Below are 15,587 nucleotides of genomic sequence, written 5' to 3' on the forward strand. Positions count from 1 at the left end.
GTGGCCGATCACCCTCTCAGGTCGGCTACGCATCGTCGCCTTGGTGAGCCGTTACCTCACCAACTAGCTAATGCGCCGCGGGCCCATCTGTAAGTGACAGCCGAAGCCGTCTTTTAACCTTTCCTCATGCGAGGGAAGAAGTTATCCGGTATTAGCTCCGGTTTCCCGAAGTTATCCCAGTCTTACAGGCAGGTTGCCCACGTGTTACTCACCCGTCCGCCGCTAACTTTTCGGGAGCAAGCTCCCAAAAAGTCCGCTCGACTTGCATGTATTAGGCACGCCGCNACTTACTTAATTATTGTTTAACGCTTCGTTTCGTTCAGTTTTCAAGGAACAAATCACTTTATCGCTCAGAAGCGACTTTAATATAATAGCATGGAATTCAAATAAGTGTCAACTACTTTTATAACTTTTTTTCAAAAGAGAAATCTCATTCCTGGTGAATGAGATTTCACACTATCCATAATTGAATTACTGTTAATGCTGCTACCCCTGGAATGCCTAGAAAACCAGATATTGTAGTAGTTATTAAATTTATTGGTACGGAGATCCCGAACTGATTACCAATCACATTTAAAAAGAAAAGAAACATCGCACCAATCATTAATTTCATGAAGGCTTGACCAATCCACTTAAATGTTTTTCCGGGGATTCCTACAATAAGTAAGAGAATTATTATCCCAGATATTATAGAAATAATTAACGCTGGTTTCAATATAAGTCCCTCCCGGTTCACTCTTTTAATTTATTTTATGAAGAGTTTGTCCGAAAAGAACTATTTAGGAATATTAGGTCTATTATTTTATCGATATCTTCCGCTTTTTCGCCTCTTGAAAAAGGTAGAAGTGTTTTGTCTTCGCTAATAAAGTAAGACAACGCAAATCATCACTGCGGTCATAACTTAATTGTTCCATCTGAGTTAATTGCAACCAATCTCTCTTAGTAGATTCCATTAAATTTAGTAAACGCTGGTCATATTCTTTACGAAGTTTCTTTTTCTGAAACACGCTAGACACCCCTATTGTTAAAGTTCCCTTCTTCCTTCTAACGCTTTAGAAAGTGTTACTTCATCTGCATATTCTAAGTCTCCACCAACAGGTAGTCCGTGGGCTATTCTCGTCACTGTTATACCTGATGGCTTAAGCAGACGAGAAATGTACATTGCAGTTGCCTCTCCCTCAATATTAGGGTTTGTTGCTAAGATCACTTCCTGAACGGTTTCATCTTGTAATCTCTTTAATAGGTCAGGAATATTTATATCCTCAGGTCCAATCCCTTCCATTGGTGAAATTGACCCATGCAAAACATGATATAGACCAGTGTATTCCTTCATCTTCTCCATTGCTATAACATCTTTCGGTTCTTGAACAACACAGATGACACTACGGTTGCGATGTTGGTCCTTACATACATAACAAGGGTCTTGGTCAGTAATATGTCCACACACCGAACAATAACCTAAGTCTCTTTTTGCATTTATTAACGCTTTAGCAAAGTCAACTACAGTATCTTCTTTCATGCCAAGAACGAAAAATGCCAGGCGGGCTGCAGTTTTAGGCCCGATTCCCGGCAATTTCATAAAACTATCAATTAATTTTGATATTGGTTCAGGATAATGCATATTACCTTACCTCCTAGAAACCAGGGAGGTTCATACCTTTAGTGAACTGTCCCATTGTTTGGTTCGTTAAGTCATCTGCTTTTTTCAAAGCATCATTTGTTGCTGCAAGGACAAGATCTTGTAGCATTTCAATATCTTCTGGATCTACTACTTCTTCTTTAATATTTACTTCTATTACTTCTTTATGTCCTGATACAATAACGGATACCATACCGCCACCAGCAGTTCCCTCAATACGCTTTTCGCCTAGTTCTTCTTGAGCTTGTGCCATTTTCTTTTGCATTTTTTGCATTTGCTTCATCATACCTTGCATATTTCCCATTCCACGCATAATAACATTACCTCCGAAAAATTTAATTTTTAATTTCTATTAAATCGGCCCCAACTAATTTCATTGCTTCTGCAATAAGTGGATCCTCTTGATTCTCTTCACCACTACCACTTTCGCCATCTAAATTTTGATTTCGTATAAAATCTTCTCGAATTTCATTCCACTGATCTTCCGGAACTCCAACAAACTGAAGTCTCCTTCCAACAATTCCTTCCAGAATGCTATTCGTTATTTCAATGAATTTTTGGTTTTCCATCGCCATTTTACAATGAATCTCATATTTAAATTTTAATATAAAAGCGTTTGGCGATGCTGCAGCAGGCTCCGCATCTATTAACAAAGCAGATTGAGATTTCATTTGCCTACTATTAAGTGCCTCTATTAGCTCTCCCCAATGACCTTTGATTAAATTCAAATCCCCACGAGTGGCATCTTTTAAAATTTCACGGATCATCCTGGTATTCGCTTGGTACCCTTTTGTAGACCTAGGAGCTTTTCGCTTTTCTGGTTGACTCGCTTGTTCTTCATATACATGAGAATTTGTTTTCAAGTCAATAATTTGTTGTTCCAAAGCTGTGATTTTTTCTAGTAAACCTTGAACTTCAGTATTATTGATAGATGCTTTATTAGATTCTGATTGGCATAGCTTTACAAGTGCTACTTCAATAAAAATACGGGCATTATTAGTAAACTTCATTTCCTGCTGTGTTTTATTCAGCGTATCAATATACTCATAAATTTGCTCTGTTTGGATAATCTTCGCTAATTCTGTGAATTCCTCATCTAATAGCGCACGTTCTAAGGACTCCTCTAGATTAGGAGCAGTTTTGTAAAGTAGGATGTCTCTAAAGTATAAAATTAAATCCTCAATAAATCGAGTAACATCTTTTCCTTCACGCATTAATTGCTCAAAAGAGGATATTGCTTGGGATACATCCTTATCTACGATAGCCCTACCAATAATATTTAAATAGCTCTGTGAAACAGAACCAGTTACTGTTAATGCGTCGTCCACCGTTACAATATCTGTACTAAAAGAAACAGCTTGATCAAGCAAGCTTAAGGCATCACGCATTCCGCCTCCAGCAGCTCTTGCAATAATTTGTAAAGCTCTCTCTTCATACTGAAGACCAGACTCACTAGCAATATATGCCATTCTCCCAACAATGTCTTGTGCAGTTATTCTTCGAAAATCAAAGCGTTGGCATCTAGAAATTATGGTCAAAGGGATTTTGTGGGGCTCTGTAGTAGCTAAAATAAAAATAACGTGCTTAGGTGGCTCTTCCAATGTTTTTAACAAAGCATTAAAAGCACCAATGGAAAGCATATGTACTTCATCAATAATATAAACCTTATAAGGAACAACATTAGGTGCATACTTTACTTTATCACGAATATCCCGGATTTCTTCTACACCATTATTAGATGCAGCATCAATTTCAATTACATCCGGAACTGAGCCATCCATTATCCCTAAGCATGCAGGACATTCATTACAAGGTTCTTCCACAGGCATTTTTTGACAATTTACTGCTTTAGCAAGAATTTTTGCGGCACTTGTCTTTCCTGTCCCACGAGGTCCTGAGAATAAGTATGCATGTGTTGTTTTTTGATGGAGGAGAGCATTTTGTAATGTTTTTGTGACATGCTCTTGTCCCACCACATCAGCAAATGACTGTGGCCTCCATACCCGGTACAATGCTTGATACATAATACTCTCCTCCTTTTCCGTCATATTCTAAAGTTTATTATACATTATTTCCTTATGTTTTTATACTACGAAAAGCTTGTGATGGACGATTTGAGTGACAAGTGTAGTAACACACTTAAACATGTTTTCATCGGGGATTAATAATTAACCGTAGTTTAATTGCAGTAAAAAACCCATCCACAAACAATGGATGAGTTGATTTATAAAAGTATGTAATTTTGCCGTACACCTTCCTCCGACTGTGTACCATAAGCGTTACCCAAGCAGTTAGCTCGACCCAGGTTGCCCTACGGCACATGGGAGCTTCCACTTAATGCTGCTTCCTTCCGGACCTGACATGGTTCATGGATTCCCATTGCGCAGGACCCGGGTGTCAACACCACTTACTTGGGTCAGACCTTACAGTACATCAGCCTCGGGAAGGAGTTCAACCCCGCTAGAGCGGATTGCGGGTTACAAGGCTCCGCTACGTCCCCGTCTAGTACGACAATATAAGTGTACTATCTTTTGTAATTTTTTTCAACTGGTACAGTATGGTATCAATTCATGAACTATCCATTTAACTTTTCAATTTGCTTAGAAGCCTTCTTTTTTTCACGAATAGCTCGAAAGAAATTACTTAATAAATTTCCGCATTCATCTTGTAATACCCCTTGTACCACTTCACATTGGTGATTAAACCGCTCATCTTCTAATAAATTCATTAAAGTCCCTGCACAACCAGCCTTTGGATCTGTTGCACCATAAATTACTTTCTTTATTCGAGATAGAATAATTGCTCCACTACACATTGGACATGGCTCAAGCGTAACATACAGTTCTGCATTTTCTAATCGCCATGTACCAAGTTTTTTACAAGCTTGTTCAATCGCTAATACTTCGGCATGAGCTACAGCACTTTGCTCTGTTTCTCGAAGATTATGCGCTGATGCAATAACTTCTCCATCCAATACAATTACGGCTCCTATTGGGACTTCATTTATATCTCTTGCCTTTTCCGCTTCAACTAAGGCAAGTCTCATAAAATCTTCTTCTGTACGCATGATTGTTACGCCCCTTAACTATTGAATAGATATTATTTTAACAAGAAATTAGTCAATTTGCTAAATTACGTCTAACTCCTTTACTCCTTTCATAAAATGGTGTCAGCCATTTCTTTGGAGCAAAATATTCATTTGTCGAAAATAGTGCGCATAAAGGTTTTTACTAAGGAGGGATTTAATTGCAAATTCATGTTGTGACACAAAATCAATCGTTATTTACGATAGCAAACAGTTATGGGGTAACTGTAAATGCGATAGTTGAAGCAAATGAAATACCAAATCCTAACCAACTTGTTATAGGGCAAGCGCTTGTTATTCCCATCTATGGATCATTTTACTGGGTGCAAGCCGGTGATAGTCTATGGTCAATTGGACAGAGGTTCGGAGTCCCGTATCAAGAGCTTGCCAGAATTAATGGAATTTCTGTTAACACCCCACTATGGATAGGCTTAAGACTTTATATTCCACAAAGGCAAAAGGTGGATAAAGAATTCAATGCCTATGTAGAACCATTTGGAAACGAAGTATCGCAAGCACTAGAGGATAGTGCTAGAAGTGCCGCTCCCTATTTAACCTACTTATCTCCATTCGCATACCATGCAAATCGAGACGGTTCGTTATCTGCACCACCTTTAAATAATTTTAAAGCAATCGCTAATGCAAATAACAATACATTAGTAATGGTAGTTGCGAACCAGGAAGAAGGACAATTTAGTGCTGAATTAGGACATATATTACTGACAGACCAAAATGTACAGAATACCTTCTTAACGAATATTATTAATGAGGCAAAACGAGTTGGCTATGGTGATGTTCATTTTGACTTAGAGTTTTTACCACCTGGAGATAGAGAAGCATATAATCAATTTCTCCGTACCGCACGAGATAGATTACATCAAGAAGGAATAATGATATCAACTGCTTTAGCACCAAAAACAAGCGCAACACAACAAGGAGAATGGTATGAGGCACATGATTATGCCGCACATGGAAGTATTGTAGATTATGTTGTAATTATGACATATGAGTGGGGATACAGCGGTGGTCCAGCAATGGCAGTTTCACCTATTGGGCCCGTTCGTGATGTACTAGAATATGCCTTAACAGAAATGCCCGGAAACAAAATATTGATGGGACAAAATTTATATGGATATGATTGGACACTCCCATTTGTTCAAGGTACAACAGCGAAGGCGCTTAGCCCTCAACAAGCAATCCAGCTTGCAGCATCTAATAATGTTGCAATTCAATATGACCAAGAAGCACAAGCACCTTTCTTTCACTATACAGATAGTGAAGGAAAAAGACATGAAGTCTGGTTTGAAGACGCAAGGTCTATACAGGCTAAATTCGATTTAGTAAAGGAACTAGGACTAAGGGGAGTAAGTTACTGGAAGCTAGGACTTTCCTTCCCACAAAATTGGTTACTCATTACCGACAACTTTAATGTTGTAAAAAAGTAAAAGCTGAAGGCACCTGCAGGTGAAGGAAGGCTAAGGCTGCGACTTCCTGTCACTTCGCCTGCACTAGTACACCCGTGTACGTCGTAACGCCTTCATGACCCGTATCGTGCAGGGACTGCGACAAGCAAATGTTCTACCCTATAGAAAGGTGGTTTTTTCACCTTTCGTTTGGCTAGGTTATTTGACCTCGGGCCGATGGCGCTTGGAGCTAGACATTAATAAAATACATTTAATTAACATAAAAAAACCTGCCATAACGGCAGGTTCATTTATCTCCAATATTTATGCACAGTATAATGGTGGAGGAAGAGGGATTCGAACCCCCGCGCGGTTTAACCCGCCTGTCGGTTTTCAAGACCGATCCCTTCAGCCGGACTTGGGTATTCCTCCTTGGCAACAAAAAATATTTTATCAGGGTCTTTAACCAATGTCAACTAAAATTAAAAATAAAATCTCGGAGTAATTTACACTCCGAGATTTTTCTTTATTTCCCTATTATTTCTTTATTTCTCATATATGGTCGTAGCACCTCAGGAATAACTACTGATCCATCTTCTTGTTGATTGTTTTCTAAAATAGCTGCCACCGTTCTACCAATTGCCAAACCAGATCCATTTAATGTATGGACATGCTGCGGTTTTGCATTTACTTCTGGACGATATCTAATATTTGCTCGTCTAGCCTGAAATGCCTCAAAGTTTGAGCAAGAAGAAATTTCTCGATATGTTTCATAACTTGGTAGCCACACTTCAAGATCATATTTCTTTGCAGCTGTAAAACCTAAATCCGCTGTACACATACTCAATACACGGTATGGCAAGTTTAGTAATTGTAATACTTTTTCTGCATTACTTGTTAATTTTTCTAATTCCGCATATGAATCTTCTGGCTTTACGAACTTCACTAATTCTACTTTATTAAACTGATGTTGACGAATAAGTCCACGTGTATCACGCCCTGCAGATCCAGCCTCAGAGCGGAAGCATGCACTATATGCAACATAATTAAGTGGTAAACTATTCGCATCCAGAATTTCATCACGATGATAATTCGTTACAGGAACCTCACCTGTCGGAATAAGGAAGTAATCTTCATTCTCAACTAAAAATGCATCCTCTTCAAATTTCGGAAGTTGCCCTGTACCAGTCATACTTGCACGATTTACAAGGTAAGGTGGTAACATTTCTTCATAACCATGTTCTTCTATATGAAGATCAAGCATGAAATTAATTAATGCACGTTCTAACTGTGCTCCTAATCCTTTATAAAAAACAAAGCGGCTTCCAGTTACTTTTGCAGCACGTTCAAAATCGATAATTCCAAGATTTGTTGCAATATCCCAATGTGGTTTTGGTTCAAAATTGAAATCTCGAACTGTACCCCACTTACGAACTTCAACATTATCATCCTCTGTTTCACCAACTGGAACACTTTCATGTGGAATATTCGGTATTGATAACAGAAGCTTCTCTAACTTTTCTTCTACTTCACGACTTTCATTATCTAATTTTTTAATTTCGTCTCCAACTGTGCGCATTTCTTTAATTAACTCATCTGCGTCTTGTTTTTCTCTTTTCATTTGTGCAATTTGTTGAGAGACTTCATTACGGCGACTTTTTAACTGTTCTACTTTCACAATTACATCACGACGTTTTTGGTCTAACTCGGCAAACTTATCAAAGTCCTCTAAGTTTTCGCCACGATGCATTAACTTAGCTTTTACTTCTTCCAAATTACCACGAAGATATTTCATATCAAGCATGATGATTCCTCCTGAAAATTAATAATTTACAAACAAAAAACTCCCATCCCATAAAAAGGGACGAGAGTTTACCCGCGTTGCCACCCAAATTGAAAGTTTAACACTTTCCACTTAATAGATAACGGCTTTGAACCGAAAATGCTTACTGAAAAAGAATAAAATGTTCGGCATTTTACTCGAGGATGGATTCATAGGTTGTGCCACCGATTTCCACCAACCATCGGCTCTCTTAAGACAACAATGACTATTACTATTTCCTCTCAACACATTACATTATAAATTTTCCCATACTATACTATATTGTAGTTTCAATTGCAACTTTTTCATTCATTGCATTTTTAACCATTTCAATAAAATATGCAGTTAAGCGATTATCATCTGTTAACTCAGGATGGAAAGAACATCCTAATAAGTTTCCTTCCTTTGCAGCAACAATGCGACCATTGTATTTTGCTAGGATTTCCACATTTTCTCCAGCTTCTATAATATGAGGAGCTCTAATAAAAACTGCTGTCATTGAATCTGCTACTCCGGCAACTGCGATATCTGCTTCAAAACTCTCACGTTGGCGTCCAAATGAATTGCGTTCAACAACGATATCCATTACACCTAAGTGTGTTTGTTCTGAGCCTTCAATTTTTTTAGCCAGTAATATTAGACCAGCACATGTTCCAAATATCGCTTTCCCTGTAGCAGCAAATTCCTTCAGTGGCTGTAGAAATTCATATTTATCTATCAATCTCCGCATTGTTGTACTTTCCCCGCCAGGTAAAATTAAACCATCTATTTCTTCTAGTTGTTCAATTTTTTTTACAACAATCGCTTCAGCACCACTATTTTCGACAGCTTTTACGTGTTCACGTACAGCTCCCTGTAAACCAAGTATTCCTACCTTTACCATCTTACCACCCGCGATCCTGCATGCGATTTTCTGGTGCTAGTGTAGAAATTTCTAGTCCTTTCATAGCGGACCCTAAGCCCTTAGAAAGTTCTGCAATTAATTCATAATCTTGATAGTGAGTAGTAGCTTCTACAATAGCGCGAGCAAATTTAGCTGGGTTCTCTGATTTAAAAATACCAGAACCAACGAATACACCGTCTGCTCCAAGTTGCATCATTAATGCAGCATCTGCTGGAGTTGCAACCCCACCTGCAGCAAAGTTTACAACTGGTAGGCGACCATTTCTCTTAATATCTAAAAGAACCTCGAATGGTGCACCAAGTAGTTTCGCTTCTGTCATTAGCTCATCTTCATTCATACTTACTACTTTACGAACTTGAGCATTAACTTTTCTCATATGTCGTACAGCTTCTACGATATTACCTGTTCCTGGTTCACCTTTAGTTCTTAGCATTGAAGCACCTTCACCAATACGACGAGCAGCTTCGCCTAAATCACGGCATCCACAAACAAATGGGACTGTAAATTCGCTTTTGTATAAATGGAATTCTTCATCTGCTGGTGTTAATACTTCACTCTCATCTATATAATCTACACCCATTGCTTCTAAAACACGTGCTTCCACAATATGGCCAATTCTTGCCTTTGCCATGACTGGAATAGAAACAGCTGCCATAACTTCTTCCACGATAGTAGGATCGGCCATTCTAGCAACGCCACCTGCTGCACGTATATCAGACGGGACACGTTCAAGTGCCATTACAGCTACTGCTCCTGCTTCTTCTGCTAATTTTGCTTGTTCAGCATTCACAACATCCATAATTACGCCGCCTTTTTGCATCTCAGCCATGCCGCGTTTAACCCGATCAGTTCCAGTTCTCATTCCAAGTCGCTCCTTTATGAAAAAATATTATTATTTCTTTCTCTTATTAAAACTATCAGAATAATATGTTACAAGTAAACTACAAAAACCCCTCCTTGTCAATATAAGGAGAGGTAAAATAATAGTATGAGGTAGCTGAAATGAGAGATATATCCAATCCCATAATACTTTTGACAATTGCCTTTTTCTCTCATTTCATTACCACCATACGCTACTATTTATGAAGCGAAGTAATAGATTTAGAACCAACCTTTTACTGTATCTGTAATACTCGTCCAAAGATCAGAGAAGAAACCACCGATAGCACGCATCGTTAAGGCAAACCAATTTGCCTTCTCAACATCGTCTGTAGTAACAACAGCAACTTTTGGTGCAAGATTTTTATCTAAATATCCAAGGTCGCCGTCACCTTCGTAAACAACTTCCAACGTACCAACAACATCTCCCTGTTTTACAGGTGCGGTTAAATTACCTTCTTTGTTTAGCTTGCTCTTATCTAGAGTGAAAACTGGCTTATATGCAGACTCCTCACCATTTTTCACGAATATACTAATTGATTCGTTCGTTTGGATATCTACCTTATCTTCTTTTCCTTTATCTACAGCTAATGACTTTTGACTCTCAATTTTATAGTTATTCGGAATGATTTCCTTTAGAGAAAAACTATTGAACGCATAATCCATCATTTTTCTTGTTTCCCTAAATCTCTGATCGTCGCCTTTAGCATGCATGATAACTGTAATGATACGAGAATCACCTTTTTTAACTGTACCTGTGAAATTAGAAAAAGAAACTTTTTGATTTGTAGCTGGGTCTATTTTTGATTCTGTTCCTGTTTTTAATCCATCTACACCAGAATATTCATGTAGCGCACCAGGTAACATCTTATTCCAGTTTATCATTACTTCACCACGTAATTCCTTAGTAGGAACACTGGAAGTCTCTAATACCTCTGGATAATCTTTTAATAAATGGTAAGCTAACTTTGCCGTAGAACGTGCGGACATAACACTCACACCATTAGGATCTGTCCCCTCAGGAAACTCAAGGTTATAGTCCGTTAACGTCTCATTGTTTAAACCTGTTGAATTAACAAATTCAGTATTATCAAGACCAAGCTCTTGCGCTTTCGCATTCATCATCTTTACAAATTCAGATTCTGTACCAGCGATTGCTTCTGCAATTGCGATTGTTGCCCCATTTGCAGAGTAAATAGCAAGCGCCTCATATAATTCTTTAATAGTATATGGCTTTCCAGCAGCTAAATCTATATTGGAAAGTGCATAGGTATTAGCAACCTTACTTATATAATTACTTATGATAACTTCCTGTTCCCAAGTAATCTTTCCTTCTTCGATAGCTTCAAACAAAAGGTACTCTGTCATCATTTTTGCCATAGATGCAATTGCTAATGGTGTGTCGATATTTTTCCCATATAATATCTTCCCAGTATTTGCATCCACTATAATAGCTGCCTCAGCCTCCACATCAATTCCATCTGCAGCACTTGCAGCTTGTGGGAATGGGATGAAACTTACGAGCAGCAATAAGGCCAAGAATAAAGAAACAAATTTCTTATTTAATCGTTTTTTCACATGTAAACCCTCCATGATTATATGTACACTTTTGTCATTTTAACATAGAAATATGTCATTTAGTAGACGACAATAGTATATCTCTTTGACAATTATATTATAGGTGAATAGTCTCAAAAAATAATAATGGCAGAACCTTCAAGTATTTGGGTTCTGCCTTATCATCATATATTAAGATATAGAATAGTTTGGTGCTTCCTTCGTAATTTGAACATCATGTGGGTGGCTTTCTCTTAAACCAGCACCAGTCATCTTAATAAATTGAGAGTTATCACGGAAGTATTCAAGATTTGGTGCACCGCAATATCCCATTCCGGAACGTAAACCACCAGTAAGTTGGTAAAGTGTATCTGCCAATGGCCCTTTATAAGGTAATCTTCCTTCAATACCTTCAGGAACAAATTTCTTAGCATCTTCTTGGAAATAGCGATCTTTAGATCCCTTTTCCATTGCTGCTTCTGATCCCATACCACGGTATACTTTGAAGCGACGACCTTGGTAAATTTCAGTTTCCCCAGGACTTTCGGATGTACCAGCAAGTAAGCTACCTAACATAACAGCATGTCCACCTGCAGCTAATGCTTTTACAATATCACCTGAGTATTTAATACCACCATCCGCAATAATTGCTTTACCCCTTTTTCTTGCTTCTGTTGCACAGTCATAAATTGCAGTAATTTGAGGAACCCCAACACCTGCAACTACACGTGTAGTACAAATAGACCCAGGTCCAATACCAACCTTCACAATATCTGCACCTGCATCAAACAATTCTGCAGTAGCTTCTGCGGTTGCTACATTACCTGCGATTATATTTAAATTCGGGTATGCATCGCGAATTTCTTTAATCATAGAGATAACTCCAGCTGAGTGACCATGAGCTGTATCAATTACAATTACATCTACATGCGCATTTACTAATGCTTGTACACGTTTCATTGTATCTTTTGTAACACCCACTGCTGCACCAACTAGTAATCTTCCTTGTTCATCTTTTGCTGAATTAGGAAATTCAATTACTTTTTCAATATCCTTAATCGTAATTAATCCCTGTAATACACCCTTTTCATCTATTAATGGTAATTTTTCAATTCTGTGTTCTTGTAAAATACTTTCTGCTTCTTCTAGTGAAGTACCTACTGGAGCAGTTACTAAGTTTTCCTTCGTCATTACATCTGTAATTAAAAGAGAATAATCTTGAATAAAACGCATATCACGATTCGTTATAATTCCGACTAAAATACGTTCTTCTTCATTATTCACAATTGGTACACCAGAAATTCGATATTTTCCCATCAAGTGCTCTGCATCATACACTTTATGTTCTGGTGTTAAGAAAAATGGATCGGTAATGACACCACTTTCAGAGCGTTTTACTTTATCTACTTGCTCTGCTTGTTGCTCAATACTCATATTTTTATGGATAATACCTAATCCACCTTGGCGTGCCATCGAAATTGCCATCTGGGATTCTGTAACAGTATCCATCCCAGCACTAATAATTGGTATATTTAATCGTAATGTCTCTGTTAACTCTACCTTTAAATCAACATCTTTTGGTAACACTTCAGATTTAGCTGGAATTAATAACACATCATCAAAAGTTAAACCCTCTTTAGCAAACTTCGAATCCCACATTTTCTCTTCCTCCTGCTCCAAAATATTATTAGTAGGTTATCAATTGGTTAAAATACTGTCAAGGATATAAAATTAAGTCCAATTTTTCAAATTATTTGGAGGTTTTGTATTTGTCTAACGTTATCAACGAATGGAAGCGCATTAATATGTTTCAAACTTCTGAAACAACTCAACATTATTTAAAAAAGTGTTATCACGAATTAATGGTGGAAGATGCGGAAACGAAAAGCTACGAGAATTGTTATCCGTTTATATATTATCTGGAACAAGCGGAGTCTTTTTATGAACAAGCTAAAAACAGCCCTATTTCGATAAAACCAGTATTATTATTTTACGGTCTAATACATTTAATAAAAGCGTGTATTTTAACAGTTGATCCAAACTATCCAAACTCTACTACAGTACTTGCTCACGGAGTCTCTACTAGAAAGAGAAAAAAACGTCACTACCGTTTTATCTATGATGAAATCAAAGTACAAAAGAACGGGTTATGTACTCACTTTTCAGAACAAATGTTTCACGTGAAACATCTAGAAGGTGAGAAATATAAAATGATAGAGCTTCTTTCATTAGTGGTGGAATTACACGATACCTTTATGTTTATTGGTGGTAGTTCCCCTGTTATCCCATTAATAAAGGAACATTCAAAATGGTATATCCCATCTGAAATCGAAAATTGTTATCACATAGGTACAAGCAGATTAAAAAGCCTTTTGGATGAAAAAAGTAGTAGCGAAATAAATTGGCTACCAGAAACAAACAATCAACGCCTCTGTTTTGAAATAGAAAATAAAAATATCGGACCACCATTTCGACATCATATAGATAACCATTTACTGTATTTACCCAAAAATAATACAACAACCATGATACTACCAGACCTACTAGTTCATTACCTTATTTTATATAACTTGAGTATGATATCCCGTTATGAAACAGAATGGTGGATTGATCTCATAAAAACAACACCAAACGCAGACTACCCCTACATCAAATCATTTCTAGAAATTACAGAAAGGAAAGGACCAATAATGGTCGCAGAGTATTTGTTTGGAAAGAAGTTTTTACATGAAGGTGCTTCAGGATGATGCTAATATATGAACTAAATTATTAGGAAGTACCTGTTCAGGATATCGAGATTTTATAGATAGACAATGGTTTTGTTGGTTAATGTGAAGTAAAAGGCAGATGTATGGTTGGATTGCAACATTAGTGGAGCTCTTGTCTACGGAGGAATGAAAGAGTGGGATTACTTCCTTTATAATAGAGCTCTTGTTTATTAGTATTCAGATTTAAGATCTGGTTACTTATTGGAGAACTCTTTCTCTATTTGGACATCAGATGTGGAAACTGATTACCTTTTGGGGAGACTTTCTCTTTTTTGGGAATTTGATTAGGAGTCTGATTACCTTGTGGGGAGATTTCACTCTTTTGGGTAATCAGATTGCGAGTTTGATTCCCATTCTAAAGGAGTTTTTCATATTTAGGGAATCATACAGTTGGTTTGATTCCCTCCTGAAGGGTTGATTCTACCTTTTGGGAATCATAGAGTGACTTTGATTTCTTTCTGATGGGATCTTTCTACTTTTGGGAATCATATCACCACTTTGATTCCCTTCCTGAAGGGATTTTTCTCCTTTTGGGAATCATACAACGACTTTGATTCCCATCCTGTAGGGATTTTTCTCCTTTTGGGAATCATACAACGACTTTGATTCCCATCCTGTAGGGATTTTTCTCCTTTTGGGAATCATATAACCACTTTGATTCCCTTCCTGAAGAGATTCTTCATTCTTCGGGAATCAAACATAATTCTCTCTTACTGAATAGTGACTGTAATTAATCATTTTCTTAATCATGGTATCTAATCCACTTGAATAGATACCTAATGTTCATATTCCTATTCATTAGGGATTTATTCAGCCACAATAGTAACCTCTTTTGCTTTTTTTCTTATTATTGGGCACTATTCCGCTGTAATAGTGACCTCTTTTGCTTTTTTTCTTACTATTGGGCACTATTCCGCTGTAATAGTGACCTCTTCTACAGTTTTTCCTATTCTTGGGCACTATTTGACCTCAATAGTGACTTCTTCTACTCTTTTTCTTTTTCTTGGGCACTATTCCCTCTGAATAGATACCTTAATTCAATTCTCCCATTAATTCGGGCTTTATTATGTTACTAATTTTCTTATTGCTCTTTATATAACACAAAAAAAGCCACCTTCCTCAGAAGATGACTTTCATTTGCCTAGCAACGTCCTACTATCACAAGGGCGAACCCTCACTACCATCGGCGCGCGAGCTTAACTTCCGTGTTCGGGCTACGAATCACGATGACCGGCGAATCTCGGCGTCATCGGCGCTCGCTCGATTCTCATGGGCATAGCCCATTGTGAGTCTCACTCTCTTGATTCCTTGATCTTCTTGGTCCTCCTGATTCTCGCCTTACTTTGCATATACTGCGTTACACTTATACCTTCCGGTATAATTAAAGAACACAAAAAAAGCCACCTTCCTCAGAAGATGACTTTCGCTTGCCTGGCAACGTCCTACTCTCACAAGGGCGAACCCTCACTACCATCGGCGCTGAAGAGCTTAACTTCCGTGTTCGGGATGGGAACGGGTGTGACCTCTTCG

At 37.8% G+C, this 15,587-nt stretch carries 13 protein-coding genes, 1 tRNA gene, 2 rRNA genes, 1 other RNA gene and 1 other annotated feature; of the genes, 2 read left to right on the forward strand and 15 right to left on the reverse strand.

What is annotated here, in order from left to right; all coding sequences use genetic code 11:
• From ACFPM4_RS07010 to tadA, 8 genes are all read right to left on the reverse strand, one after another.
• Positions 1 to 317: ribosomal RNA gene (locus ACFPM4_RS07010) — 16S ribosomal RNA — on the reverse strand; the annotation flags it as partial.
• Positions 318 to 451: 134 nt separating this feature from the next.
• Positions 452 to 715, reverse strand: coding sequence for a pro-sigmaK processing inhibitor BofA family protein (locus ACFPM4_RS07015; RefSeq protein WP_144928840.1), 264 nt, complete (start codon positions 713 to 715; stop codon positions 452 to 454).
• 82 nt (positions 716 to 797) lie between these two features.
• Positions 798 to 1,007 carry a YaaL family protein gene (locus ACFPM4_RS07020; protein WP_144928842.1) on the reverse strand — a complete coding sequence of 70 codons (210 nt, stop codon included), beginning with the start codon at positions 1,005 to 1,007 and terminating at the stop codon, positions 798 to 800.
• A 17-nt stretch (positions 1,008 to 1,024) separates the two neighbouring features.
• On the reverse strand, positions 1,025 to 1,621 hold the full coding sequence (recR, locus tag ACFPM4_RS07025; RefSeq protein WP_144928844.1) for a recombination mediator RecR: 597 nt from the start codon (positions 1,619 to 1,621) through the stop codon (positions 1,025 to 1,027).
• A 13-nt stretch (positions 1,622 to 1,634) separates the two neighbouring features.
• Entirely contained in the window at positions 1,635 to 1,952 is a 318-nt protein-coding gene (locus tag ACFPM4_RS07030) for a YbaB/EbfC family nucleoid-associated protein (RefSeq protein ID WP_144928846.1), read from the reverse strand.
• 22 nt (positions 1,953 to 1,974) lie between these two features.
• Positions 1,975 to 3,666, reverse strand: coding sequence for a DNA polymerase III subunit gamma/tau (dnaX, locus tag ACFPM4_RS07035; RefSeq protein WP_382349451.1), 1,692 nt, complete (start codon positions 3,664 to 3,666; stop codon positions 1,975 to 1,977).
• 218 nt (positions 3,667 to 3,884) lie between these two features.
• Positions 3,885 to 4,150: signal recognition particle sRNA large type (gene ffs / locus ACFPM4_RS07040), an RNA gene on the reverse strand.
• Positions 4,151 to 4,214: 64 nt separating this feature from the next.
• A complete protein-coding gene (tadA, locus tag ACFPM4_RS07045) occupies positions 4,215 to 4,706 on the reverse strand; it encodes a tRNA adenosine(34) deaminase TadA (RefSeq protein ID WP_144928848.1) in 492 nt (163 codons plus the stop codon).
• Positions 4,707 to 4,885: 179 nt separating this feature from the next.
• On the opposite strand from tadA, the gene ACFPM4_RS07050 reads away from it, so the two are divergent.
• Positions 4,886 to 6,169 (forward strand): LysM peptidoglycan-binding domain-containing protein, encoded by a 1,284-nt coding sequence (locus tag ACFPM4_RS07050; RefSeq protein ID WP_382349439.1) that lies wholly within the window; start codon positions 4,886 to 4,888, stop codon positions 6,167 to 6,169.
• A gap of 297 nt (positions 6,170 to 6,466) precedes the next feature.
• On the opposite strand, the gene ACFPM4_RS07055 is transcribed toward ACFPM4_RS07050, so the two are convergent.
• The 6 genes from ACFPM4_RS07055 to guaB all read right to left on the reverse strand — a co-directional run bounded on the left by ACFPM4_RS07055 (position 6,467) and on the right by guaB (position 12,948).
• A tRNA-Ser gene (locus ACFPM4_RS07055) sits at positions 6,467 to 6,559 on the reverse strand.
• Between the two features lie 94 nt (positions 6,560 to 6,653).
• Complete coding sequence (serS, locus tag ACFPM4_RS07060) at positions 6,654 to 7,931, reverse strand: serine--tRNA ligase (protein WP_144928852.1); 1,278 nt, start codon at positions 7,929 to 7,931, stop codon at positions 6,654 to 6,656.
• Between the two features lie 53 nt (positions 7,932 to 7,984).
• Positions 7,985 to 8,204, reverse strand: a binding site (T-box leader).
• Between the two features lie 22 nt (positions 8,205 to 8,226).
• The gene (gene pdxT, locus ACFPM4_RS07065) at positions 8,227 to 8,832 is read right to left on the reverse strand and encodes a pyridoxal 5'-phosphate synthase glutaminase subunit PdxT (RefSeq protein ID WP_144928854.1); all 606 of its coding nucleotides are present in this window, start codon (positions 8,830 to 8,832) and stop codon (positions 8,227 to 8,229) included.
• A 1-nt stretch (position 8,833) separates the two neighbouring features.
• Positions 8,834 to 9,715: a pyridoxal 5'-phosphate synthase lyase subunit PdxS gene (pdxS, locus tag ACFPM4_RS07070; RefSeq protein WP_144928856.1), complete on the reverse strand. Its 882-nt coding sequence runs from the start codon at positions 9,713 to 9,715 to the stop codon at positions 8,834 to 8,836.
• Positions 9,716 to 9,954: 239 nt separating this feature from the next.
• The gene (locus tag ACFPM4_RS07075; RefSeq protein WP_382349444.1) at positions 9,955 to 11,325 is read right to left on the reverse strand and encodes a D-alanyl-D-alanine carboxypeptidase family protein; all 1,371 of its coding nucleotides are present in this window, start codon (positions 11,323 to 11,325) and stop codon (positions 9,955 to 9,957) included.
• A gap of 156 nt (positions 11,326 to 11,481) precedes the next feature.
• Positions 11,482 to 12,948, reverse strand: a complete 1,467-nt coding sequence (guaB, locus tag ACFPM4_RS07080; RefSeq protein WP_144928860.1) for an IMP dehydrogenase — start codon at positions 12,946 to 12,948, stop codon at positions 11,482 to 11,484.
• Positions 12,949 to 13,058: 110 nt separating this feature from the next.
• On the opposite strand from guaB, the gene ACFPM4_RS07085 reads away from it, so the two are divergent.
• Positions 13,059 to 14,036, forward strand: a complete 978-nt coding sequence (locus ACFPM4_RS07085) for a YaaC family protein (RefSeq protein ID WP_382349448.1) — start codon at positions 13,059 to 13,061, stop codon at positions 14,034 to 14,036.
• A 1,450-nt stretch (positions 14,037 to 15,486) separates the two neighbouring features.
• On the opposite strand, the gene rrf is transcribed toward ACFPM4_RS07085, so the two are convergent.
• Positions 15,487 to 15,587 (reverse strand): 5S ribosomal RNA (gene rrf / locus ACFPM4_RS07090); the annotation flags it as partial.

It is taken from the genome of Lederbergia graminis, from assembly GCF_042655485.1.
Classification (GTDB): Bacteria; Bacillota; Bacilli; order Bacillales; family Bacillaceae_C; genus Lederbergia; species Lederbergia graminis.